The organism is Sporomusa aerivorans (genome assembly GCF_041428895.1).
GTDB lineage: Bacteria > Bacillota > Negativicutes > Sporomusales > Sporomusaceae > Sporomusa > Sporomusa aerivorans.
The window spans coordinates 3,082,789-3,107,622 of record NZ_CP156926.1 but is presented as its reverse complement, the minus strand read 5'-3'; the positions used below and the strand labels follow the sequence as shown (position 1 = coordinate 3,107,622).

General features: G+C 45.1%; 26 protein-coding genes. 4 read left to right on the top strand and 22 right to left on the bottom strand.

Annotated features, from left to right (window positions below):
- Window positions 1–28 precede the first annotated feature (28 nt).
- From SATMO3_RS14645 to SATMO3_RS14635, 3 genes are all read right to left on the bottom strand, one after another.
- Window positions 29–298: an ACT domain-containing protein gene (locus tag SATMO3_RS14645; RefSeq protein WP_371381495.1), complete on the bottom strand. Its 270-nt coding sequence runs from the start codon at window positions 296–298 to the stop codon at window positions 29–31.
- Window positions 299–445: 147 nt separating this feature from the next.
- Window positions 446–1,357 (bottom strand): NAD(P)/FAD-dependent oxidoreductase, encoded by a 912-nt coding sequence (locus SATMO3_RS14640; RefSeq protein WP_371381720.1) that lies wholly within the window; start codon window positions 1,355–1,357, stop codon window positions 446–448.
- Between the two features lie 79 nt (window positions 1,358–1,436).
- Window positions 1,437–2,195: a flavin reductase gene (locus SATMO3_RS14635; RefSeq protein ID WP_371381493.1), complete on the bottom strand. Its 759-nt coding sequence runs from the start codon at window positions 2,193–2,195 to the stop codon at window positions 1,437–1,439.
- Window positions 2,196–2,318: 123 nt separating this feature from the next.
- On the opposite strand from SATMO3_RS14635, the gene SATMO3_RS14630 reads away from it, so the two are divergent.
- A complete protein-coding gene (locus tag SATMO3_RS14630) occupies window positions 2,319–2,528 on the top strand; it encodes a DUF896 domain-containing protein (RefSeq protein WP_371381492.1) in 210 nt (69 codons plus the stop codon).
- A 155-nt stretch (window positions 2,529–2,683) separates the two neighbouring features.
- Here the strand turns inward: SATMO3_RS14630 and SATMO3_RS14625 are convergent, their stop codons facing one another.
- From SATMO3_RS14625 to SATMO3_RS14615, 3 genes are all read right to left on the bottom strand, one after another.
- Window positions 2,684–3,070 carry a DUF1540 domain-containing protein gene (locus SATMO3_RS14625; protein WP_371381491.1) on the bottom strand — a complete coding sequence of 129 codons (387 nt, stop codon included), beginning with the start codon at window positions 3,068–3,070 and terminating at the stop codon, window positions 2,684–2,686.
- Window positions 3,071–3,126: 56 nt separating this feature from the next.
- Window positions 3,127–3,360, bottom strand: coding sequence for a hypothetical protein (locus tag SATMO3_RS14620; RefSeq protein ID WP_371381490.1), 234 nt, complete (start codon window positions 3,358–3,360; stop codon window positions 3,127–3,129).
- Window positions 3,361–3,479: 119 nt separating this feature from the next.
- Window positions 3,480–4,790 (bottom strand): APC family permease, encoded by a 1,311-nt coding sequence (locus SATMO3_RS14615; protein WP_371381489.1) that lies wholly within the window; start codon window positions 4,788–4,790, stop codon window positions 3,480–3,482.
- Window positions 4,791–4,932: 142 nt separating this feature from the next.
- On the opposite strand from SATMO3_RS14615, the gene SATMO3_RS14610 reads away from it, so the two are divergent.
- Window positions 4,933–6,330: a [Fe-Fe] hydrogenase large subunit C-terminal domain-containing protein gene (locus tag SATMO3_RS14610; protein ID WP_371381488.1), complete on the top strand. Its 1,398-nt coding sequence runs from the start codon at window positions 4,933–4,935 to the stop codon at window positions 6,328–6,330.
- A 232-nt stretch (window positions 6,331–6,562) separates the two neighbouring features.
- Entirely contained in the window at window positions 6,563–7,912 is a 1,350-nt protein-coding gene (locus SATMO3_RS14605) for a pyruvate carboxylase subunit B (protein ID WP_371381486.1), read from the top strand.
- A gap of 48 nt (window positions 7,913–7,960) precedes the next feature.
- Here the strand turns inward: SATMO3_RS14605 and SATMO3_RS14600 are convergent, their stop codons facing one another.
- The 6 genes from SATMO3_RS14600 to modA (SATMO3_RS14575) all read right to left on the bottom strand — a co-directional run bounded on the left by SATMO3_RS14600 (window position 7,961) and on the right by modA (SATMO3_RS14575) (window position 14,216).
- The gene (locus SATMO3_RS14600) at window positions 7,961–9,625 is read right to left on the bottom strand and encodes a nucleoside kinase (protein ID WP_371381485.1); all 1,665 of its coding nucleotides are present in this window, start codon (window positions 9,623–9,625) and stop codon (window positions 7,961–7,963) included.
- 386 nt (window positions 9,626–10,011) lie between these two features.
- The gene (locus SATMO3_RS14595) at window positions 10,012–10,329 is read right to left on the bottom strand and encodes a hypothetical protein (protein ID WP_371372472.1); all 318 of its coding nucleotides are present in this window, start codon (window positions 10,327–10,329) and stop codon (window positions 10,012–10,014) included.
- Between the two features lie 850 nt (window positions 10,330–11,179).
- Window positions 11,180–11,863 carry an ATP-binding cassette domain-containing protein gene (locus SATMO3_RS14590; protein ID WP_371381484.1) on the bottom strand — a complete coding sequence of 228 codons (684 nt, stop codon included), beginning with the start codon at window positions 11,861–11,863 and terminating at the stop codon, window positions 11,180–11,182.
- The gene (modB, locus tag SATMO3_RS14585; protein ID WP_371381482.1) at window positions 11,864–12,550 is read right to left on the bottom strand and encodes a molybdate ABC transporter permease subunit; all 687 of its coding nucleotides are present in this window, start codon (window positions 12,548–12,550) and stop codon (window positions 11,864–11,866) included.
- A gap of 13 nt (window positions 12,551–12,563) precedes the next feature.
- On the bottom strand, window positions 12,564–13,373 hold the full coding sequence (gene modA, locus SATMO3_RS14580; protein ID WP_371381480.1) for a molybdate ABC transporter substrate-binding protein: 810 nt from the start codon (window positions 13,371–13,373) through the stop codon (window positions 12,564–12,566).
- 39 nt (window positions 13,374–13,412) lie between these two features.
- Window positions 13,413–14,216: a molybdate ABC transporter substrate-binding protein gene (gene modA / locus SATMO3_RS14575; protein ID WP_371381479.1), complete on the bottom strand. Its 804-nt coding sequence runs from the start codon at window positions 14,214–14,216 to the stop codon at window positions 13,413–13,415.
- A gap of 343 nt (window positions 14,217–14,559) precedes the next feature.
- Here modA (SATMO3_RS14575) and SATMO3_RS14570 point away from each other — a divergent pair, with 343 nt between their 5' ends.
- Window positions 14,560–15,501, top strand: a complete 942-nt coding sequence (locus SATMO3_RS14570; RefSeq protein WP_371381478.1) for a substrate-binding domain-containing protein — start codon at window positions 14,560–14,562, stop codon at window positions 15,499–15,501.
- A 130-nt stretch (window positions 15,502–15,631) separates the two neighbouring features.
- On the opposite strand, the gene SATMO3_RS14565 is transcribed toward SATMO3_RS14570, so the two are convergent.
- The 10 genes from SATMO3_RS14565 to SATMO3_RS14520 form a co-directional block, all read right to left on the bottom strand.
- Entirely contained in the window at window positions 15,632–15,805 is a 174-nt protein-coding gene (locus tag SATMO3_RS14565) for a hypothetical protein (RefSeq protein ID WP_371381476.1), read from the bottom strand.
- A gap of 64 nt (window positions 15,806–15,869) precedes the next feature.
- Window positions 15,870–16,346: a superoxide dismutase family protein gene (locus SATMO3_RS14560; RefSeq protein WP_371381474.1), complete on the bottom strand. Its 477-nt coding sequence runs from the start codon at window positions 16,344–16,346 to the stop codon at window positions 15,870–15,872.
- A 171-nt stretch (window positions 16,347–16,517) separates the two neighbouring features.
- On the bottom strand, window positions 16,518–17,765 hold the full coding sequence (locus SATMO3_RS14555) for an aminotransferase class I/II-fold pyridoxal phosphate-dependent enzyme (protein WP_371381473.1): 1,248 nt from the start codon (window positions 17,763–17,765) through the stop codon (window positions 16,518–16,520).
- Between the two features lie 83 nt (window positions 17,766–17,848).
- Window positions 17,849–19,141 carry an asparagine--tRNA ligase gene (gene asnS, locus SATMO3_RS14550; RefSeq protein WP_371381472.1) on the bottom strand — a complete coding sequence of 431 codons (1,293 nt, stop codon included), beginning with the start codon at window positions 19,139–19,141 and terminating at the stop codon, window positions 17,849–17,851.
- 232 nt (window positions 19,142–19,373) lie between these two features.
- Window positions 19,374–19,634 carry a small, acid-soluble spore protein, alpha/beta type gene (locus SATMO3_RS14545; protein ID WP_371381471.1) on the bottom strand — a complete coding sequence of 87 codons (261 nt, stop codon included), beginning with the start codon at window positions 19,632–19,634 and terminating at the stop codon, window positions 19,374–19,376.
- Window positions 19,635–19,821: 187 nt separating this feature from the next.
- Window positions 19,822–20,709, bottom strand: a complete 888-nt coding sequence (locus SATMO3_RS14540; RefSeq protein ID WP_371381470.1) for a hypothetical protein — start codon at window positions 20,707–20,709, stop codon at window positions 19,822–19,824.
- A gap of 538 nt (window positions 20,710–21,247) precedes the next feature.
- Entirely contained in the window at window positions 21,248–22,468 is a 1,221-nt protein-coding gene (locus SATMO3_RS14535; RefSeq protein ID WP_371381469.1) for an aspartate kinase, read from the bottom strand.
- Window positions 22,469–22,660: 192 nt separating this feature from the next.
- Window positions 22,661–23,098: a hypothetical protein gene (locus SATMO3_RS14530; RefSeq protein ID WP_371381468.1), complete on the bottom strand. Its 438-nt coding sequence runs from the start codon at window positions 23,096–23,098 to the stop codon at window positions 22,661–22,663.
- An 81-nt stretch (window positions 23,099–23,179) separates the two neighbouring features.
- The gene (locus SATMO3_RS14525) at window positions 23,180–24,244 is read right to left on the bottom strand and encodes an HD-GYP domain-containing protein (RefSeq protein WP_371381467.1); all 1,065 of its coding nucleotides are present in this window, start codon (window positions 24,242–24,244) and stop codon (window positions 23,180–23,182) included.
- Window positions 24,245–24,365: 121 nt separating this feature from the next.
- On the bottom strand, window positions 24,366–24,758 hold the full coding sequence (locus tag SATMO3_RS14520; RefSeq protein WP_371381466.1) for a class II SORL domain-containing protein: 393 nt from the start codon (window positions 24,756–24,758) through the stop codon (window positions 24,366–24,368).
- Window positions 24,759–24,834: the final 76 nt, after the last annotated feature.

The window sequence follows — 24,834 nt, the reverse complement described above, 5'->3', positions numbered from 1 at the left end:
AAGACTGACTGGAATAATCAGTCTGGTGTTAGACGCGATGCATGCTGCGAAAGATATCCTCATGCTGTACTTTAATATCAAGCCCCATGGCAGCGCCCTTCTCACCTAATAGCTGGCCTAAATCTTTCAGGCTGATAATGGACTGGCTCATATCCACAAGCATAACCATGTTAAAAAAGCCTTCGAGTATGTTCTGGTTGATGTTAAGAATATTAACATTGTTTTCAGCCAAAATATTGCTAACCATAGCAATAATTCCCACTCTGTCGTGTCCGACAATTGTTATAACAGTTTTCACTTTGTCACACCCCAATTGAATTTTGTATTATGTCCATCATGGTATGATAATATTATACTCATTTTCTCAAAAAAGCCAAGTGTATCTGAAGAAAAAACACCCGTCGCACACGACAGGTGTTTATTTGCAAAATTCTCATTTATCCTGTTAAGATTGTGAACGCTTGTGCAACAGGTATTCATAGGCTACTAACGCCGCTTTCGCGCCGTCGCCGGCGGCAATGACAATTTGTTTATCAGGGCCGTTAGTTACATCACCAGCGGCAAATAACCCCGGCAACCCAGTCCGCGTGCGGCAGTCGGTAACAACCTCGCGATATTCGTTGAAATCGAGCAGCCCTTTGCAATATTCCGAATTAGGCTCTAAGCCGATTTCTACAAAGATCCCCTGTACCTCAAGTTCGCTGAGCTCACCGGTTGCATTGTTAGCTGCCACCAATTTTTCTACCGCCTGCGATCCTTTGATTTCCTTAGTCGTATAACCCATAAGTTCGATGACAGGGCGCTCAAGTTCGTTAAGTTTTTCAATAACAATCGGATCAGCCTTATAACCATGGAGTGATATCAGGTAGACCTTGGCGGCAAATGCACTTACTTCAATTGCAGCCTGCAGGGCGGAATTTCCGCCCCCGATAACGGCTACCGCTTTTCCTGCAAACAAAGGGCCATCACAGGTCGCGCAATAGCTAACCCCTCGCCCGGTAAATTCGACTTCACCCGGAACCTTCAGCCGGCGCGGGCGTTTACCTGAGGCAATAATAACGACTTTGGCTTGGTACTGTCCGTCAGCGCAGATAACAGTAAAGGTTCCATCAGCCTTGGCTTCTAAACCTGTGACTTCTTCATACTTAATTTCTATAGGAAACTTTCTTACCTGTTCATCAAATTTTTCCATGAGCTCGGGGCCGGTCACAAATTGATAACCCATATAATTCTCAATATCCATAGTCCACATCGGCTGCCCGCCAAATTCTTTGGTAATGATCAGGGCATTCATTCTTTTGCGGGCGGCATACACGGCAGCCGTCATGCCGGCCGGGCCGCCGCCGATAATAATCACCTCGTACAATTCTATCACCCTCATAGCCTTATTTGTTTTATTGAGGATGATTAGAGTTGCTGGGTGACTTACGCTCCAATCATCCCTTACTGCTCCTATAAAGACTATATGTAAGAGCGTCGTCGTTTGCTACCATTCTGCCGGCGGTAACATCGGCAATAAAGAGAGTATGCGTGCCTATATCAACCGTTTTTTCCGGTATTACGGTTGCTTCAATATAGGCCAGGCAATTTTTAAGTATAGGGCAGCCGTTTTTTGCCGGCACATACGCCACCCCGGCAAATTTATCGGCCGTACGGCCTGATTTATAACCGAATTGCCGCACAGTTTCTATTTGATTGGCAGCAAGCATGGATACGGCAAATACACCGCTGGCCATAACATATTCGTGGGTGAGATTGTTTTTGTTCAGGCATATTGAGATCCGTAACGGGTTGCTGGTTAATTGAAATACGGTATTACAGCATTGCCCGTTAATATTATTATCTTTAAATGAAGTCACGATATACAGGCCGTAGCTGATTTTATCAAGAGCCGAATTGGCGGTATCCAGTCCGGCTTCGCTTACGGCTTCCCTGGTTAAGGCCACAGCGTCATCCAGCAGCAATACAAATAATTCCGGGCCTACACCGCATAAAGGACACTGATCAGGCGGTGTATCGCCTTCATGAACATAATCGCATACCGTACACTTCCAGCGCTTGCTGGCTTGTTTCGGCTGCTTATCCTCTGTTAATAATATAAAATCTTCGGGTCCCACCCCGCAAACAGGACATTCTGCCGGGGGCTGCTCCCCCTCATGTATGTAGCCGCAAACATTGCAACGCCATTTTTTCATTACTTTCTCCTCACTTTCATAATAGCAATAAATTTTCCTTTAGTTGTTATTTTCATTCTACCTTGCACATTTGTCAATAATTTGCTAGTATCTTTTTATGGAATGAAAGTGAGGGGATTGCGAATGATCACTCCGGAAATGATTGCCAGAATAAACGATTTGGCGAAAAAAAGCCGCGAGACAGGTCTCACCGACGATGAACGGTCTGAACAAGCCGAGCTTCGCCGTCAGTATATCGAACATATAAGAACCCAGGTAAAATCTCAGTTGGATTGTATTAAGATTGTTGATCATGATGAAAACTGTGGTTGCGGCTGCAAAGGCCACCACTAAAAATACCGGAGCCAATGGCTCCGGTATTTCTATCCTGTAACTAACCCGCACTAAGACTCCTGCTTCTATAAGCGGGAGATAAGTGCGGCTAAGTTCCTGGATAAGGGCGACTAAACTTCAGGTGGGGTTACTGAAGCTAAGTCTACTTTATTAAATCAGCCTTTCACTGCAAATGTCTCACAATCGGTATCACTCGTTTTGGCGGCGTTAGATCCGGTAACATGAATGTTTTCGGCCTGACAGTAGTTTCCTGTATTCCAGTATTTACAGTTATTTACAAAGCATTCTACAGCCGGAGTAATTTGTGTGCCTTCCATAAAGGCTGCCGACATAGTTCCACCGACATTGGCATTATGGAATGCTCCTATCATATCCCCCATCGTTTTGCGGTGGTGAAAAGATTTGCACAGGGTATCCTGAGATTTGGCGGAAGTTCCGCGCATTTCATCATTGTAAACACTGATTTTAGCCGCCATACACTGATCGCCGGGCATATAATGGGTGCATTGATCAACAGTACACTTAACTTGCGGATTTGACATAGTATTCACTCCTTTACTTTTTTTTAGTATCTGTTTTTTTTTTGCTTTTATGCCGCTTAAATGGTCATCATTGCCTGCAAAACCTGGGTATCATAACCGCATACCGGGCAGTACAAAAGGTGAATACAGTACCTATCCGTCTGAAAAGGCAAAAAATCATTTTCCGCATAAGGACTATAGGGGCCCAGATAATTATTCACGGCTCCGCCGTCAAGCATGATCTCACCACATGACGGACATGCTTCTTCAACTTTTTCCATAGCGTTGCACAACGGGCAAACGTTTTCCACCGATTTTCACCCCACAGCGGTAAACTATATTTACCTGTAGTTTGTTAAATCAACGCCTGTTTCATACAAAAAAAAGACAGGCGCAACCGGCACATAGTGCCTTACGCCTGCCTTTAAAATTATTTCTTATGCATTATCATATACACCGGAATACCTGCCAGCGTAATCCCCAAGGCGTAAAGCGCGTCACCAGGACTGTTTACCAGCATGCTAAAAGCAATAAAAACCGATCCCAGAATAGCAATCACCGGTACGACCGGATAACCCGGGACACTGTAGGGCCGCTTGGCGGCCGGATTACGCTTTCGCAAAATAAATACGGCAACAAACGCCAGCACATAAAAAACCCAGATAATAAACATAGCCATATCGGTTAGACGGTCAGGGTCGCCCAAGGTCATCATAATGGTGGTTAATATTATGCCGAGAATCAAGGTATTGGCGGGCGCACCGGATTTACTGTGAGCACTGCCCAATAATTTGGATCCGGGTAACAGACCGTTTTGCGCCATAGCGTAGGGCACCCTCGCGCCTGTTAAAATATAGCCGTTCAGTGCACCGAAAACAGAAATTAATATCCCCACACTGATGAGTCTGCCCCCCATCTCACCGAATAATAAGCCGGCAGCTGTTCCGGCCGCCAGATTGCCCAGCAGGGCAATCTCGGAAGCAGGCAACAGATGGAGCAGCGCCATATTAACAGCCAGATAGGCCACAATAACTACCGTCAGCCCAATAATAATAGAGCGCGGCAGTTCTCTGTCCGGATTTTTCATTTCACCGGCAACAAAGCTGACGTTTATCCAGCCATCGTAAGCCCACAGTGTAGCAAGTACAGCCGCCCCCATGCCGGCAGCTCCCGCTATTCCACTCGACATGCCGATTATCTGACCATTTCCTTTCCATAAGCCGAATACGGCAATTAGTACAATGGGAATAAGTTTTGCCAAAGTAGAAACAGATTGAATAAAGCCGCCGTATCTGGTGCCCATGGCATTCACACCGCCTAAAAAAGCAACCGTAATGACGGCAACCGGCAATTTCCAGCTTTCGGGCAAATTAAAAAATGGCAGCAGTAAGGTTGCAAAATATAATCCCAGCGCACCGGTTGTCGCCGGTCCATAAATTAATGTCTGTACCCAGCCAAACAAGTACCCCCACATTTTGCCGTAGACTTCATCGAGGTAGGCATACAGGCCGCCTGTCTTGGGAATCTGTGCACCCAGTTCAGCTATCGTTAGGCCGGCAGCGATAGTAATAATCCCGCCCAGAGTCCAGGCAGCCAAAGCCATGGTTGAGTCGCCGGCAGCAAGAATAACTTTGCCTGGTTTCATAAAAATTCCTGAACCGATCACCATACCAATAACCAGCGCCGTAGCGGCAAACATCGAAAGATCTTGTCGCAATGCATTATTTGTTTTGTTATTCATTTTGTCTCCCTAATATGTTTATAAGAATACCAAGTACTACAATAGCAAACAAATACATAAACTACAACAGGAATTTCTACAAAAAACGTCAAATTAGGAATTAGGAATTAGAAACTATTATATATGAACAGGGTGATAGATAATGCCAAAAAATATGCCTCCCGATCTTAACATCAGACCGAGAATTCTGTATCAAGTAGCCAAAGCCGCCTGGGAAGGCCAGCTTTTCGAACGCCGCGAAGAAATTTGCCGTTTAGTGCAGTCAGAGTTCGAAGATAAAGCTACCCGCAGACTGGTAGCCAACCAGATCCGGATTGCCATGGGCCTGGAACCTAATAATTCGGAGGAGGTAATCAACGAATATGATGAAGAAGCGCTCATGGGCATGGGCAGTGAGCCTATCGTGCTTGCCAACCCGGAAGCCTGCGAGAACTGTAAAGGTGCACAATGTGAAATTGCCTGTCCATTGGGCGCTATTACCCGTGACGAACTTGGCCGGCCTTCCATTGACAGAGAAAAATGCGCTAACGACGGTTATTGCATAAAAGCCTGTGAATTTGGCGCATTGGCGGATAAGTCGCAGTTTGTGCCGTTAATAAAATTGCTCAAGCAAAATACACATAAAGTATATGCTTCGGTTGCGCCGGCTTTTGCCGGGCAGTTTGGCCCGGAAGTAACAGCCGGCAAACTACGGAGCGCACTCCTTAAACTGGGCTTTAGCGAAATGGTGGAAACGGCCTTATACGCTGACCTGATTACTATTAAAGAAGCCTTCGAATATGACGAGCATGTAAAAGACAAGCATGACTTTCTCATTACAAGCTGCTGCTGCCCTATTTGGATTAAGCTGATTGAAAATAAGTTTCCAGACCTAATGAGCCATATTTCTCCCTCTGTTTCGCCGATGGTTGCCTCAGGCCGGGTAATAAAGGAACTGGAACCTGATGCGAAAGTAGTATTCATAGGGCCCTGTGTGGCAAAAAAATCCGAGGCTCAGTTGCCGGATCTTAAGGGCGCAATTGATTTTGTTCTCACATTTCAGGAACTTGAGACTATTTTTGCGGCCGCCGATATTAACCCGGCCGAAGAAGCGGATGAAGAAAATCCGGTTGCTTCCTGGGGGGGCCGCCTTTATGGCCGTACCGGCGGGGTAAGTGCGGCCGTCGGTACAACTTTGGAAAAGCTTATTCCCCGCCGCGCGGAAAAATTTAATCCCGTCAAAGTTGACGGCATACCGGACTGTACAAAATTGCTGGAAAATATCAGGGCAGGCAGACTCGAAGCTAATTTTATTGAAGGAATGGCCTGCAAGGGTGGCTGTGTAGGCGGTCCCGGCCGCTTAATCCCCCCTGAACAGGGAACAGAATATGTAAATACTTATGGTAACGCGGCCAAAGCCCATACCCCTGTTGAAAACCCCCAGATCTATTCAATCCTGGCCAAGCTTGGACAAGACCAGGAGAATGTGCCCGCCATGACAGGCAGCAGCAAAATGGCTGCCATCCTGGCCCGCAAACTTAATCCTAATCCCCCGCAGTAATTATTATAGGAAATCCAATAAGATTTTCTCATAACGGGCAATGAGTAACAATCCGCCTCTGGCGCTTAACCTACGCTGTTACTCATTGCCCGTTTGCATTTTGGATACTGCGCCTGTGTCATGTATACAGTATTATTTTTTAAATAATACTGGTAAAAATACAAACAAACGACTAAAATTTAATTATTCAGGCATTTACTTCCAGTATATTATCAAAATAAGGGGGACTTTCATGTCTAAAGTATTCCCAGTAAAGATTACGGAAACAGTTCTGCGCGACGGGCACCAGTCCTTGGCTGCTACGCGGATGCGTACCTCGGATATGCTGCCTGTCTTAGAGCAGCTTGATGAAATCGGTTATTTTTCCATTGAGGCCTGGGGCGGCGCTACTTTTGACAGCTGTCTCCGTTTCCTGAATGAAGACCCCTGGGAGCGTCTCCGCACTCTTAAGAAGCACTTGAAAAAAACCCCCATTCAAATGCTGTTACGTGGTCAGAATGTGCTCGGCTATAATCATTACGCCGATGATGTTGTCAGTGAATTTGTCAAACGGGCTGTCGATAACGGCGTTGGTGTAATCCGTATTTTTGATGCGCTGAACGATGTCCGCAACATGGAGGCTTCCATGCGGGCGGCCAAAGAATCAGGCGCACATGTTCAAGGCGCTTTTGTGTATACCATCAGCCCTTATCATAATAATGAATCTTTTCTCAAGGTGGCCAAAGACCTAGTCAGCCTAGGCACTGATTCCATCTGCATCAAAGATATGGCCGGATTGCTGGCTCCTTATACGGCTTATGACCTGGTAAAGGCGCTTAAGGCGGAAATTAACGTCCCCATCCACCTCCACACCCATTACACCAGCGGTATGGCTTCCATGACTTACTTAAAGGCAATTGAAGCCGGTGTTGACATCATCGACTGTGCTCTGTCGCCGTTTGCCATGGCCTCTTCCCAGCCGGCAACGGAAGCTATGATTGCTGCTTTGGAAGGCAGCGAGCGGGATACCGGTCTAAGCAAGGAAGAGCTGTTCCCGCTAGCCGATCAATTTAGAGGCATCAAAAAGCAGTTATCCGAGACCTTTAATCTTAATACCAATATCGAAATTGACACGAAAGTACTTTCCTTCCAAATTCCCGGCGGCATGCTTTCCAATCTTTTAAACCAAATGAAGGAACAGGGCATGGCCGATAAATTCCCTGAACTTGTTGAGGAGATGCCCAGAGTGCGTGCTGAATTGGGTTACCCGCCGCTTGTCACACCGACCAGTCAGATCGTAGGGTCAATGTCAGCCTTTAATGTCATGCTGGGCAGATATAAGGTAGTACCACGCGAAGTAAAGGATCTGGCCCGTGGTAAGTATGGTCGTACCCCGGCGCCGATTAATCCTGAGTTTTTGAAGACGTTGATCGGTGATGATGAAATAATTACCCACCGGCCGGCAGATGATATTAAGCCGCAGATGGCTTCGCTGCGCCAGGAACTGGCTGACAAAGGCTATCCGAATGCCTCTACCGAAGACGTACTGTCCTATGCCGTATTCCCTGAAGTAGCCCTTAAGTTTTTTGAGAACAATCGGTAAGTTGCCAAGCGAAGGACCCTGCGGCTAAATGCCGCAGGGTCCTTCGCTTTAATTCTTTTCAAAACAGGATTTGCCGATAAATTCGCGCAGAATCGAGTTATGCGGGATTTCATTGTCTTCCACTGGCGAGAAATATTCCAAAAAGTTTAACAACCGCCGTGCTTCCGAATACTCCGGGTACTCTCCGGTAACCTTTTTCAATAGCGGTTCCGCATATTTTTTGAGAACGGCCAGTTCATAGATAAGCGCTGAGTTAAACATTAAATCCGCCTCTTCCTGAAATGGGAAAATGTTGCGTTCTTCCCCCCTCCGCACTGATGGCCACATTTTAAGTGTCATTAACGCGTCATGGGAGCGGAACTCACTGTCGCGGACAATCCTGCGGATAAGCCGGGCATCTGTTGTTGGGATACGGTTATGATTATCTATGGATAACTGGGTTAACGCACTAATATATATTTTGATTTTGCAGTGCCTGGGAACAGAACTTGTTAACCGCTCATTAAGACCGTGAATACCCTCAATAATTAGCGGCTGACCTTTATTTACCTTGATACGATGCCCCCGGTACTCCCGCTCCCCGGTTTTAAAATTAAAGGTAGGCAACTCAACTTCCTCACCAGCCAGAATTCTCGCCAAATGAGAGTTAAATAATTCCAGATCAATCGCTTCAATCGCTTCAAAATCATAGTCACCCTGTTCATCAAGTGGTGTCTTATCTCTATTGACAAAGTAATCATCAAGCGAAACCGGCACGGGCCAAACGCCGTTTACCCGTAGTTGAATATTAAGACGCTGGGCAAACGTGGTCTTACCTGAAGAAGAAGGACCGGCGACCAGTATCACGCGCACTTCATTGCGGTGGGAAGCAATAAAATCAGCAATCTGGGCTATCTTTTTCTCATGCAGAGCCTCGGCCACTCTGATAATATCTTTAATCTCATCATTGGCCGCACATTCGTTCAGAGTGGCAACATAGCCGCAGCGTAAAATATTGCCCCATTGGGCGGCTTCCTGAAATACTTTAAAGAGTTTAGGATTCTCCACAAATTGCGGCACCTTATCCGGATTTTCCTTTTCAGGCAGGCGCAATATGATTCCTGGCGGATAATATCTTAGATCAAAAACTTTTAAATAACCGGTAGACGGTGTCATGGTTCCGTAAAAATAATCGTACACCTGACCACAATAATAAATGCTCACCTTTTCCCGGTCAAGCTGCTTTAGGAGGCTTACTTTCTCCTGTTGTCCCGCTGCTTCAAACATTTCAATAGCTTCTGTTCTGGCAAGCGTTTTGCGAATAATAGGCCGGTCCTCCAGGACAATCTGCCGCATATGGGTTGCCAGTCTCTCAACATCCTCCGGCGTGATATCCCGTCCGTGATGCAGCTCACAATATAAACCTTTACTGAGTGAGTGTTCCACAGTAACTTCACAACCTGGAAAAATTTCCTGCGCAGCCACAATCATGAGCAGAGTCACACTGCGCTGATACACTTTCATCCCGGCATCGCTGCGAAGATCGAGAAAATCTACCTCGCTAGCCTGATCCAATTCATTTTGCAAATCCCTGATTTCATTATTTACCTTGGCAGCCACCACCGGTGTAGTATACCTATGAGCGGCATCGCGGCTAATTTCCAACAGAGTAACACCTTTATCGTATTCGGTTATACGGCCATTGGAGAATGTTATCGATATTTTGTCTGACACCTGTCTGGCCCCCTTATCCTGTGCGACTCTCTTTAAACTATATATAAATAGTTCAACAATATTCCCACATTTTCCTGCCAGAATTCTCAATTAACATAAAGTAAACTTACTTCAGGCGGGGTTTTAACCCCATCTGAAAAATCGGGAGTTTTAGAGCAGGTTAGTCGTCGGATAAATTAAGAACTTGGCATTAAGAAAAACCGCTAACGTGGTCCTTTGGCTTTGCACACGTCATCGAACCGGGCGTAAACCGTACTGAGGCGCAGGCGGCCGTTATGCATAAGCGGAGGTTAAGCGCCAGCGGCGGAGCGGTGTATAATGGTCGCCTGCGCCGGGCTTTGCGCCTGGCGCCCTTTGTTTTATATGGCCTCAGCGATTCGCAAAACTTAAATTTGCTTCTGCATAAAAGCGGTAAATTCCTGACGTATGCTTAAGCTGTCCCGAATACCTTCCCGGTAAACTATTTCAGCCGTAAGTCCGGATTCAATGGTAGTGGCGGCCTCATACTCCATAACCAGACGCAGCAATTCCGGCTGCTGTGCTTCCAGTTCGCGGGCAATTGCCATAAGCTGTGTTAGTACTGAATCGGCCTCTTTCACTACTTTCCTGTATTTTGCATCAGTAACACCGGCTATGTTAAGGATATTGTCCACTCTGTCAAAGACGTACTGCTCAAACGCCTGGTTTAAAATACTGTTAAACACAACAATGCCCCCCTATACTTAGGCTGAGGCAGACACGTTGGCGCTGCCGCCAGCTTTTTTTTACAGGGGGAAATTAAAAAGCGCATGCGAGGTTTTTAACCCTACACATGCGCTTTGCTTCGTCGTTTGCTAAATCCCAAACCTAATAAACCGGTAAGAACCGGCTGTCAACAGAAAAGCAGTCAGTACACTAGGTACGCAAACAGTTGCCTTTCCGTTGATTGTATCAGGAACAGGCTAAGTCTCTTACTGCATGAAGTCGCACAGCCTGCTCTCATGCCAACATCCCACTACACCCGCGCCTCGCTTGTGTTCAAACAGGCGGCATTGTATAATAGAAATGTCGTCGTGGACAGCTTGGCTGTTACGTGTAGGTGCGTTGACACCTTGCGCGTGCCGCGGGAGTGCGCTAACACTTCCGGGTCACGGCGACTTTTTAATTTCCACCTATTTCTAATTATAGCTTTTTCTGAGTGAATTGCAAGTAAAGTGAGACAGGCAGACCGGATTTTTTACTTGGCAGGGGCACGGTTATTTCTTTTTTATGATGAAAACAACAAGTGTTGCAAATGAGATCATAAGACAGTACTGAGGCACAGGCGGCCGTTATGCACTAGCGGAGGTTAAGCGCCAGCGGCGGAGCGGTGTATAATGGTCGCCTGCGCCGGGCTTTGACCTTGGCACCCCTTGTTTTATAAGGGCTTGCTGCCTCCCACTACTTTTAATTTCTGATATAGAAAAAAAGACGTAACCTGATGTTAAGTCTGCATTTAACATTAGGTATACGCCTATTCAGGCCTATGAATACATAGTATATCAATTTATCCCCAAGCCCCTGGCACAAATTTAATCAACCAACAATCTGACACTGAAGTAACTCTCCGGCAGCCGGCGCAGGGTTTGCTATTCGTCTGCCTTTCTCTAAGAATAAAAATTGATCCCCTAAGGCTTTTGCCTCAGCAAAATCATGAGTCACAAGGACGAAAGGAATTTTCCAGATTTCCTGAATACTTTTAAGTTCTGCTTGCAATTCCAGGCGTGTATTGCTGTCAAGGGCTGATAAGGGCTCATCCAGAAGCAAAATCTCGGGCTCGGCCATTAACGCCCGGGCCAAAGCCACTCGCTGCTTCTCACCGCCGGATAATTTATCAATGAAGCGTGCTGTCAGGTGCTCAATACGCAGCAATCCTAATAGTTTTTCATAGAGTTCGTTGGTTTTATGATCAATATTCTTGACACCATACCAAATATTTCTTTTTACATTCATATGAGGAAATAAGGCAAATTCCTGAAACATATACCCCACACGCCGCTTCTGCGGCGGCATGAATATTTTGGCTTCGGCGGAAAACAGAACACATTCATTGTGGATAATACTTCCTTCATCCGGCTTAAGCAGCCCGGCGATTGCCCTGAGAATGGTAGTTTTCCCGGCGCCAGATGATCCAAACAGCACCAGAGTGTTATTATCCACCGTAAACTGAATGTCCAGCGTAAAATCAGACAGTTTTTTCTTCATCGTAACCTGCAGCATCTAGAACAACCCCTTTACCGGCATTGCGCCCTGTCGTCTCCCGGCCCAGACATTCAAGCCAAAAATGAGGAAAAACGTTATACCGCTAATCATCAGGACGTACGCACCAGCCAAAGTCAAATCGTTGGATTCAGCCGCAAAATATATTGCCAGCGGAATGGTTTGGGTTTTCCCCGGAATATTGCCGGCTACCATAATAGTTGCGCCAAACTCGCCCAGAGCCCGGGCAAAGGATAACACCAAACCGGCCACTAATCCCGGCCATGCCAAAGGAACAGTTATTGTCAAAAAAACCCGCCACTCACTGGACCCCAGAGTCCGGGCCGCATCTTCCAGGTTATTGTCCACACCTTGAAATGCAGCTTTGGCGCTCTGGTACATGAGCGGAAATGCGACCACTGTGGCGGCAAGTATTGCCGCATAAGGGGTAAATATAATCTGAGTATGCAGCGTTTCGGACAGCAGACGACCTATCGGTCCTTGCTTTCCAATCAGAACCAATAGTATAAACCCGGTGACAACAGGAGGTAAAACCAAAGGCAAGGCAAAAAATGCTTCCAGAGCACTTTTACCGGAAAATTCTATGCTCCTCATGCCATACGCGGCCGCTACACCAAAAATAAATACGAATATAAGCGAGACAAGTGCAACCTTGACCGACAATAGGACTGGCTGCCATTCTATCATAGTACCACCTGCCTTATTGACTTCGGCCGACAAAAGTAAAGCCGTATTTTGTAAACACCGCTGCACTTTGCGGAGTACATAAGTAATTCAAAAAGTCCTCTGTCTCTTTGGGATGCTTGGAATTAGCCATCATCACTGCAGGAAACGCAACTGGCGTATGCGCCCCATCCGGCGCGGCAGCAACAATTTTGACCTTGTCACTTAGAACCGCTACTGTCGAAAATGCAATGCCTGCGTCAACATTCCCGGATTCAACATAAGCAATAACTGTGCGAACATCCTTAGCCTGTACAGCTTTATCCTTAACAGCTTCCCAAATGCCAAGATTTTTAAGGAATTCCATAGTATATTGTCCTGCCGGCACAGTCCCCGGTTCTCCCATACCGAATTTTGCAGCCATGCGTAAATCCTGGAAACCATTTATGATCGACTGTGAGTTTGCAGGAACAACCAATACTAACTTATCAGTAACCAATATTTTTCGTGAGGCGGAAACGACAAGATTCTTACTTTGCAGTTCATTGATTTGTTTCATCGAAGCAGATATAAACAGGTCGGCAGGAACCCCCTGCTCTAACTGCTGCTGGAGAACTCCGGAAGGGCCAAGATTGAATACCAGTTTTACATTATTGTTAGCTGCTTCATATTCCTTTTGGATCTCTGCCAAGGCATCCTTCAGACCAAGCGCAGCAGAAACATTAATTTCAACCGCCGCTGGCTTCGCAGGATTTTGCATCACAGGTTTCGTTGCCCATATGGTTCCGGCAACAGCCAGAGCAGCCAGCAATACAAGCAGCCAATTGGCTACATTCTTCCCCTTCACGGATAATCCCCCCTTCGTACTAACCCAGCAGTCTGGCTGTTACTTACCCATGACAAAGCCATTCTTTTCAAATACAGCTTTACTTTCTGCACTAAACAAATATTCAATAAAGGCCTCGGCTTCTTTTTGCTGCTTGCTGCCGGCAGTGATAGCAACAGGATAAACTATAGGCTGGTGACTGCTTTCCGGGGCAATAGCGGCAATTTTTACTTTGTCACTGGAAGCAGCATCTGTTTTGTAGACAACCCCGGCTTCCACATTGCCTGTTTCCGTATACGCCAATACAGTACGGACATCTTTGGCAAATACGATTCTTTCTTTTACGTTATCCCAAAGCCCTAATTTCTGTAGTACTTGTTGGGCATATTGACCGGCCGGCACTGTGGCCGTCTCTCCGAGCGCGATTTTCTTCACTGCCGCCTGAGTCAAATCTTCATATTTTGTTATGTTTATACTAGAATCTTTAGGCACAACAACTACCAGCTTATTTTCAACCAGATTTTTACGCGTAGGCTTATTAATTAAATTCTTGGCTTCAAGGTCATTCATTTGTTTAGGAGCTGCCGAAATGAAAATATCAGCAGGTGCCCCCTGTTCAATTTGCTGTTGGAGAGCACCGGAGGCCCCCAGGTTATAAACAATTTTTACATTTGGCTTTTTGGCCTGATAATTCTTCTGAATTTCCGCAAGGGCGTCCTTCATGCTGACAGCAGCCGAAACATTAAGTTCTACCGGCTGCGCTTGCTGCGCCGCTGGCGAAGCTTGTTTTTCGCTGGAACAGCCAGCCAAACCGGCAATAAGTACCAGTATCAACGCGACAATAATTAGCAATTTTGTTTTCATTTTTCGTCCTCCCTAGCCTTGCTCAATTCGGCAAGTAATAATATTTATCCATCGCATTTGCCCAGTTCATTAACTTATATGCAACCCTCCAATCTTAAAATAAAAAATCAACTAACATAACCGAACTACAATTAAGCTAGCTGATACAACAGTGTATCGATTAAATTGAATTATACAATAAATACTCTGCAGCAATTAGAAAAATCTTTACACTGTGCCTCAACCAAAATAAAACTAACAAAACTGAACATAATCTCTATGGTGTTATTATAGTATTTGTTGTATGATATTTGCAAGAGCTTGCCTACAAATTAATATAACTTTTTTTAATAGAGGTGCATATATGAGCGATACAACTTCCTATACTCCCGAAGAAGTGGCCAAGATCCTAAAAATATCCCGCTTCACCGTGTATGAGATGATTAAGCGAGGCGACCTTGCCGCTTATCATATCGGCCGCAAAGTGCGTGTCGAAGCGCCTGATCTGGAGGTATACATACAAAACTCCAAGAAAATCAAACAGCCGGTTGGGCAGCAGGCCGCTGCTCAACCGGCGGCGACACAGCAGGGAATTGAGCCGGATAGTCTTATTATCTGCGGTCAGGATATCATTTTGGATACTCTAACCCGCCACCTGGAAAGAATTATGCCCCACATTCGCTGCTTACGTAATTATTCCGGCAGCATCGACGGTTTATTAGCCTTGTACCGGGGTTCGGTCAATGTAGTAACTGCCCATTTATGGGACAGCGACACCGACACTTACAATACGCCTTATGTCCGCCGGTTTCTACCCGGCCATAGGACTCTGGTTTATAATTTAGCCTATCGCAACACCGGTTTCTATGTTGCCAAAGGCAATCCCAAAAACATCAACACCTGGAATGACCTAACCCGTCCTGATATAACGCTCATTAACCGGGAACGCGGTTCCGGCGCCCGGGTATTACTGGATGAAATGCTCCATGTGCTTGATATTGATTACCGCCAGATTAAGGGCTACACCCGGGAAGAAATGAGCCATCTGGCAGTAGCCAGTTATGTGGCCAGAGGCGAGGCTGATGTGGGCATTGGCATCGAAAAAGCCGCTCTCCAGGTTAGTGATATTGACTTTATCTTTCAGAAAAAAGAACGCTACGATATAGTTTTACGCAAGGAAGATGCTGAGAAGCCGCACTTTCAGGCATTATTAAACGTAATCCGGTCTGACGCATTTCGCAACGAGGTAGCTGGTATGGGCGGCTATGACTTATCCCAGACTGGCCAGCTTATGGGTAATATTTAGCCAGGTTGAAGTCTAAATAAAAGGAAAGCCCGTTAATCGGGCTTTCCTTTTGCCATCATTTAGGATTCGTTTACAAAAAATACGGTCTCTTTCCACCCTGCAAGCGCCGGTAAAAGTGACCGCATTATGTTCACCGTAATATTTTGAATAAACGGTAAGCAATGAATGGCAGCGACATTCTTCTCATAGCCAGCCGCATACCTAACAATACTAGAAATAAGCCGCCAAGGATATGAATAATCCAAAAACCGGTACGCGGAAATCGAAATGGTGTGTCATCCAGATTGTCACAATGCAAGCTCATAATGTTCGCCTCCTGTGACTAGTATTTCCCGTACTCAAATGCTCAGCAGTGGTAAATTCTGTTGCTAGCTTTCACGACAACGTCTTACTACACCACAAGCCAGCCGCCGGCCGGAGTTTCCGGCCGGTTGAGTCTGGTAATCATCAGGATTCTCGTGAATGATGACTGTCTTGCCGATCACGTCTGACACGGTAAATCGATCTGTAAAGAAGGACATAAAGGCAAATCCGCGGTTTGAAAATAACACAGGAAAATCACCTGCATGATTGCCATGCGCCTGATTGTCAGGATTCCAATGCCCGCCGGCTGCCATGAACGGATTATCGGGATCGCCAATCCGGCAACTGCCGCCCTCATGCAGATGAAAGCCATGAGGACCAACCGGCAGCTTTCCGTTTGCTGCCGGTTGATAGTTAGGCAATCCCCTCACTTCTACCGTCACCTTTGTGCCGCCCTGTACATTTCTGAAAGTTACTGTTCCGTGAATATCGGGGGCAAGAGGCCCCCCCTGCAAAAAAGCTACAGCCATACTGTCAGCCACTTCCTCCACCCCCTGCATTACATAGGAGAGCTGCTTTACTTTATATTATGTACCAGCAGACAGTGGTGACAAAAAAAGATTGCCCTGCCAGGCATTCGCAAATGGCAGATAAGAGTCTTCCCCTGCGTCCATTACGAATACCTGTGAGCAATCGAATTATAATACTCTTAATTATTTTTCAACGGTAGTTATTGCCCGGGCCACTTTGGCGGCCATGCCCGTGATTTTAGCTGAAGGTACGGCGCATACCGCAATGCGAATACCTTTACCCAGCGGTACGGCAAAAATATGGTTTTCATGCAATTTATCGCACACCGCATCCGGTTTGGCCGACGGTACCGTCAGGAAGAACCCGGCTATGTACGGCAGCATATTGAGGTTAGCCGCCTTGGCTTCACGTACAAAAATGTCGGAGCGTTCGCGAATAAGAGCATAATACTGGCTGCGTTCCTGGTCGGCCTGTGCAAGCAAGGACTTATCATTATATATGGTAGCTAAAAGCCGCATACAGCCGCGATTAATATTGGACCAGGTTGCCCGGCTGGTATATTGGTTAATATCGGCAAACTCTTTAATTACTTCTTTGCTTTTCGAAACACCGATCATAGCGCCGGTACGCTGTCCGTAGGCCGTGAACCCTTTCGACATGCTGTAGGCGATAATAATGAGTACGTTTTCAGGCAAGTTGCCAAACTTTTTCATAAATGCACGGCATTCATTCTGTTCCCCGGCATAATCAAGATAAGCGACATCCACTAACAGGATCAAGCGTTTTGACTGGTCTTTGGCAGCCTCTTTAACCACATCCAGTACGCTGTCCCATTCGCTGTCCGCCAAGCTATAGCCTGTCGGGTTATGCGCAGGTGTATTGATAATAGTAACTAAGCTGTTTTGTTTGGCAAGAAGTTCATTTACTTTGCTCTCAAATGATTTTATATTAAATTTCTGCTGCTCATCAAACAAAGTGAAGGTGTCAATCTTGCGCAAGGCATCTTCACATAAGACTTTGTAAGGCCCCCAGTACCAGTCGGAGGTTAAGACGGCATCACCCAATTCAGTGTAATTCCAGATAGTATGATGAATTACACCTGAACCGCCGGAGGTAGCAACCGCGTCGGTATAGGCGTCAGGCCGATTGTCAGCAAAAGTTAAGGCAGTAGCGGCATCCAAAAAGTCAGGCAGACCGGCAATAGGTGCATAATTGATTATTTCATTGATAGGCAGGGTGCGGAATAATTTTTCCACGGTAGGCAGGCAGACCAGATTTTCGTTATCGTCCAATATTGAGCCAATAGTGGCGTTTACTACTTTCTCTTTGCCATATTGTGCAGCAGCCTGATTGGCAGCCGCTGCAGCCCCAAAAATTTTGTCAGTAGCAAATTTACCTTTTGCATGTGATGCGGCAAGACTTACTGTCATGTTATCTCCCCCTATATACTTAAAAAATATATGATAATAACTACTAGCACTGTTGAGTGAGGCTGATTCCTAAAAAAACAGTCTCAGGGATACATTTTGTGAAGCATGCGTGGAAAAGGTATTGTCTCACGGATATGTTCAAGACCACATAACCAGGCTACTGTACGCTCAAGGCCCAGACCAAAACCGGAATGCGGCACACTGCCATATCTGCGCAAGTCCAAATACCATTCAAAGGCTTCTTGGGGCAGCTTATGTTCGGCAATACGCTGTTCTAATAATGCCAAGTCATCAATCCGCTGGCCGCCGCCGATAATTTCACCGTAGCCTTCAGGTGCCAGCAGGTCGGCGCCCAGTACTACGTTGGCATCATTGGGATCGGGTTTCATATAGAAAGCTTTGATGGCTGTGGGGTATCGATGCACAAATACCGGAGCATTAAAATGACTGGATATGATGGTTTCGTGCGGAGCACCAAAATCATCCCCCCAGGTAAAGTCTTCGCCGGCCTGTTTTAAAAGTTCCACTGCGTCAGTATAACTTATTCGCGGAAATGGGAGTTTAATGGCCTTGAGTTTCTCAACATCCCGTTCCAGCACATTAAGCTCATTTGTACATTTGGCAAGTACACGCTGGATAACATAATGAATCATTTCTTCCTGAAGCTCCATATTAGCATCGAGATCAAAATAAGCCATTTCGGCTTCGATCATCCAGAACTCGAGGAGATGACGACGGGTTTTGGACTTTTCAGCCCGGAAAGTAGGCCCAAAACAGTAAATCCGTCCCAAGGCCATGGCATTAGCCTCATTGTACAACTGACCGCTTTGCGACAAATAGCCTTTTTCACCGTGGTAGTCGATTTCAAATAAATTCGTAGTGCCTTCACATGCTGCCGGCGTAATGATCGGAGCATCAGCCAATACAAAATCGCGCTCATAAAAAAAATTTCTCAGAGCGTGTTCAATTTCTGAACGAATTCGCAGCACGGCAGCCTGGCGCGGCGTACGAATCCATAAATGACGGTGTTCAGCCAAAAAGTCCACACCATGCTCTTTATGGGTGATGGGATATTCTTCAGCCAGGCTGACTATCTCCATATCCGTTACTTGCATCTCATGTCCGCCAACCGAACGCGGTTCCTCACGTACTATGCCCGTAACTTTGACGGCGCTTTCCTGGGTGAGTTTTCTGGCCTCGGCAAAAAGTGCTTCGCCCACCTCTTGCTTTACAACCACTCCCTGCATCAGACCGGAGCCATCCCGGAGAATAATAAAAGTTATTTTTCCGGAAGAGCGCTGATTGTATACCCAGCCTTGTACAGTAACTTGCTCGCCAACATGACGGTGCAAATTTTTGATTAATGCCGTTTTCACACCATGCACTCCTTTTTCCTAATAGGACTGGTATATATGGTACACATACAAAAAACATATGGTTAGATATGCCTATTATACACCTATTCTGGCTATACCATTATATTTCCTGTTTATTATTTAACAAAAAGTGCTTTTTTTCATTCCGCCTGACTTGCTGTATAATGTACTGGCGACAACCCCGGGAATGAATAATACTGTATAAGCAAGAAAAAGCAGGCTTTCGCCTGCTTTAGGGTTTTTGGTTGGCATCTTGTTTAGCAGTAAGTGTGCTGCTGGTAGCTTGAGTAGTACCCTGACCAAATTGGGTTTCACGAGCTTCAATCATTTTACGGACCATTTGTCCACCTACCCGGCCATTGTCAGCCGAAGTCAAAGCTCCCTTGTAGGTGTTTTTGTAGTCTTTAAGACCAAGTTCGGCAGCCGTTTCTTCTTTCAAGCGGTCGAGGCCACTTTGCGCTGCCGGATTCACCGGTTTTTTACTTCTTGACATTACGCAAAACCTCCATTTAAATTTATTTTGGGCGCCTGTTAATAGAATGCCTTTTATCAAATATCAAATACGTTGTAATTTTTGTCTGTCAAACCTAATATTTCTGTCTAAATCCGCAACCGGCGTTTTCTTTAAAAAGATAAGGCGGCCCAGATGAGCCGCCTTATCTTTGATTCAGTTATATAATTTAGAAGCTTACGGCAAATTCTACGTTAGTACGGTTATGATCGGCTTTGCTGCCGTTATTCTCTTCGGCAATATCCTGGTAAGCAGTCAGGGTAGCAGCGTCAGATACTTTATAGATACCTTTTACACGGAAACCTTTGGAGTCTTTGTACCAGCCGTCAGTAGTAAAATCAGGCAGAGCGCCGGCGTCAATATCACGATAAGATACTGCATATTTGAAATCGCCTTTTTGCGCAGCTTGTCCTACAGCAATCTCAGCAAGATAGCCATCAGCCTTTAAAGTATTGTTTTTAGCATATTCAACATTCAACACTACGTTATCAGCCAATTTAGTATCGGCATTAATACCATAATATTTGTTATCCGCTTCTTTCAGGAAGGAGGCACCGAGGTTAACATCTCCCATTGCAGTGCTTACATCAGCAAAGTGAGTTTTGTCGTCATTGGCATCTCTACCGGTAAAGCCGTTCAGTTTTGTCCCATCAAGAGCAATGCCTACTTGTGCACCGGTAAATTTATCGTCATCCATCAAAAGACCTTTACCGATAGCAAGTGATTGACGGCCAACTTTTAAATCCACCTGATCAAATTTTGCGCCAATATATGCCTGATCGAAAGAAGTTGTAGTTGTTTGGCCGCCATCTCTGAGGTTATTATCCATTCTTGCACGGCCATGGATATAAAAAGTATCGTCGATTTGGGACTCCACATTCAGGCGGATACGGTTAGTGAAATAACCATAGTTTTCACCATCATCAGTAGTACGGGTATCTTGGTTACGATACTCGATGTTAGCGTCACCGGAGAAAGTTGGAGCAGCAGCGAATACAGCAGCGGTTGACAGGGTCAGGGAGGCCAATACAGCAGCAGCAAGCAGTTTCTTTTTCATCTCAATTCCTCCTCAGCAAATTAGATTTTAAGGTATAAGTCCAAACAGAGTTCTACCCTAATATAACAGTTTGCTTATTTTACCGGGAGGGTGTAGCTTTTCTGCATGAGTGTCCACGTTTCCTCACAGATACTCGGCTATACCTTAACCAGTAACTTCTGCCGACCATTATGTTTATTACCACCCCACCTACCTACCTTTTCATCAATAGGCTGGTCCGGTAATATTTAGGGTTAAGCAGTACGTTTTGGGTTACTGCTTTGTGATTATGTTAATTCTATTATATTTACATAATTCCTTCTTATTTGAAACTAAAATGCATTGGTAAATAAATCAAACGATCCTCCTATGATGCTGTCTGCCAGTTATACAACACTATTTTACACTTTTCATATTAATAGTGTTGTAAAGCTTATCGAATCCAAACATTATGTAACCTTACAATAATTCACTTTTACAAAAGACTTCATCTTGAAATAAAAAAAGACAGCCCCAGTATGTATTGGGAACTGTCTTCAATGATACTAATATACTCTTATTAACCTGGAAAGAAACGGGAATGAATAGCATTAACAGCTTGTTCAACTTTCGTTGCGTCAATAAGACAGGAGATGCTTATTTCCGAAGTACTAATGACTTCAATATTAATATTTGCGTCTGCCAAGGCGCCAAAGGTAGCAGCTGCAATCCCCGGATTACCTAACATCCCGGCACCGACAACAGAGACTTTTGCGACATTCTCATCAATAGTCAATCCAATAAACGACATTTCCTCCTTAAGTTTTTCCAGAATGGTTCTGGCCGGAGGAACATCCCCCTGAGCAATGGTAAACAGCATGTCAATTATGTGCTTATCGATTGCCCGCACGCTTTGAACAATCATATCTACGTCTATATTGGCCTCGGCCAGTGCCGAAAAAATCTTATAGGCAATTCCCGGACGATCAGGTACTCCCAGTACGGCAATTTTAGCAACATTGGTGTCATGTGTTACGCCACGAATCACAAATTCTTTTTCTTCCATTGTATATTCCTCCCTGATAAATGTACCTGATTCATTTGAAAAAGTCGAGCGAACATGAATGGGCATGCCATAATGCTTACCCAGCTCAACAGATCGTGGATGCATTACACCGGCGCCGAGCCGAGCCATCTCAAGCATTTCGTTATGGGTGATTTCTTTCATCCTTTTTGCTGTTGGAACAACCCTGGGATCAGATGAATAAATGCCGTCAACATCGGTATAAATTTCACAATGATCCGCTTTAAGTCCGGCTGCCACGGCTACCGCAGTAGTATCTGAACCCCCACGGCCCAACGTCGTAATATCACCGGTTTCAGTAAGTCCCTGAAAACCGGCAATTACCACAATTTTGCCAGCATCTAACTCTTTCAATACTCGATCAGGTGCTATACCGGTAATTTTAGCCTTATTATAAAATTCATTCGTGGTAATACCTGCTTGAAAGCCGGTCATTGATATGGCTTCCTGCCCCAATTTTGTAAATGCCATAGCCAGGAGTGCAATTGATATCTGCTCACCAGTTGCCAGCAGCATATCCATTTCACGTCCCTGGGTTTGATTTGTCACTGCTTTCGCCAAACTTATCAAATCGTCTGTAGTATCTCCCATCGCTGACACTACAACGACAATTTTATCGTCGGGTTTCTTTTCCTGTAATACCCGCCTGGCAACTGCCATAATTTTCTCTGGTGTAGCTACTGAGCTGCCGCCAAATTTTTTTACAATTAGTGCCATGCCTATCCCCCTCTGTTATGCAACATATAATTTAGCATGGCACTTTATATTCTCCATATGAATACAATATCCTTCTACAAGTGGACAAAATTGCAGAAAAATTTAATCACCCAAAGAAAATCGGCTTGCCCCCAACCCTTTGGCGGGAAGCGAAAGCCGATATTGTCCTCATGAAAAATATTATACTATCATTTAAGATAAGAAAATCCGGATAAAAATCAAACCGGCAAGGACAATTTCCCAGCAGCCTTTACTAACCATAATAATATTATCTTCCTGGTTGTAACACCACTCCGGAAAATTTTTGTAAACAGCAGCCATATCCTGCCATAATCCTATAGTTCCCAGGGTTGCAGCAAGCATAGCTACCGCTTTGAGACCGATTGCCGGGAATAACGCACTAATGGTAAAAAAGTAACAAGAGAGGATCATCCAGGCTAAAAAAATCAGCATCACCGTTACATGCCTGGCAACTCTTGACCCGGCGTAACCAGCCAATTTTAACAATGCCATTCTGATATGACGCCGTCCGCATAGTACGTTTCCTTTTTCATAACGCATATAACGCTGAGGAATATCCAAATTCCAGACAAAAGAGCAAAAGGCCATGATTAGCAGTAATTCCTGCATACCCTCAACCTCCCGGTACATTACATGCAGCTTATCCCGGTCCCTCATCCACATTATACCATTATTTAATTAATTGAACAATCAGACATCTATCACTTCACTAATCCCAATTACTTTATTTTTATTCAGATCGATAAATTCATTATCTCCGGTGCGGATAACAGGCCGGGAATAACTTACGTTGTCGTAATACACAACTTCTGCCACTCTTCCATCCGTTAGCCGCAGGAATTTTCCAGTCAGATAATTACTGATATTTTGCAAAAACACAGAACAAAACTCAGCATCTATCTTGCCAAACATCTCACTGGCTAAAGTCTCTATAACGCTAAAGGGGTCTGCTTTTGTTTTATATACCCTGTCCGAAGTCATCGCATCATAGATATCGACAATTGCAATTACTTTACCAAAATAATGAATTTGTCCACCTGATAGTTTTAGTGGATAGCCACTGCCATCCATCCGTTCATGATGCTGCAACACCCCCAGCCGGACAGTTTCCGGTAATTCCTTACTATCCTTTAAGAGTTCGTAGCCAAATACCGGATGGTATTGCATGATTTCAGTCTCTTTGCCGGATAATTTTTCCGGTTTGTTTAAAATATTAATATCCACCAGCGCCTTGCCGGCATCATGCATTAATCCCGCAAGAATCAAATCATTTAACTCCTGGCTTGTTATACCCAGCCATTTTCCCAGTACACCTGCCAATATGGAAACATTCAGGGAATGATGAAAAGTATAGTCATCTTTTCGTTCCAGCATTAGTAGATACGAAATGATTCCAGAAGTATTTACCAGCTGCAGAATAGAATTATCCGCCAAATCTCTCAGGGACTGTACTGACAGTTTTTTATAGCGGCGTGTTTGTTCAAAATAGGTCTTCAATGAATCCAGAGTACCTTCATAATTCTCTTTTGTTTGTCTGACGCATTCCATCAGATCCTCGACGTGAGCGGCTACCGTCTGATTAATTTCCTGAATGTCGATCTGCTGAATACCCCAATTAACAAGCTGATCAATGATGCGCTCCGATAGTATAATTCCTTCTCCTAAAAGAACCCGTCCTTTGTTGCCTAATACTGGTTTACTGATAGTCATACCGGGAACAATGTCTTTCACGCTGTACGATTTTGAATATACCATTAGAACATCCCCCCACCCATACTGCAAAATAATTATTGCAACGCTCTTGGGAAGAAGAACCAAGCGGTATGTAAAAAGGCCAGGGAACTTATCCCTGGCCCTTCAAGAGCGCCATATATAATTATTCTACAGAAATGGCCTTGGACCCTTCCCATAAGCCATGGATATTACAGTAGGCCTCAGCAACAAGAGTACCTGAACCACTCAGTTTGACTACTGCCTTACCATATGGCTCAGTATACACGGGGCCTTTATTGGCGCCCTCCACAGACTCTCCATGAGCTGCAAATTCAAATGCAGCCACTTCATAGGCAAATTTCCCGTTATCGGGCTTAAAATACAGTTTTATCCAGCGAATATGGTGCTCCGTTGTATTAGGATGGGCAATTTCTTTACCAACACAAACTTCAACAGTCACTTTTTCCCCAGCCTGAACTTTATCTGGCGCCTCAATCACCGGTACATGCTTTTCGGCCTTCCAATCAGCACTTTGAATTAAATCAGCAATTTTCATTGAGATTTCCCCCTTAGATTTATTTGGTATAGCTTACCATTAATTTAAGGATAATAATTCTCCAGAAAAATTAAAA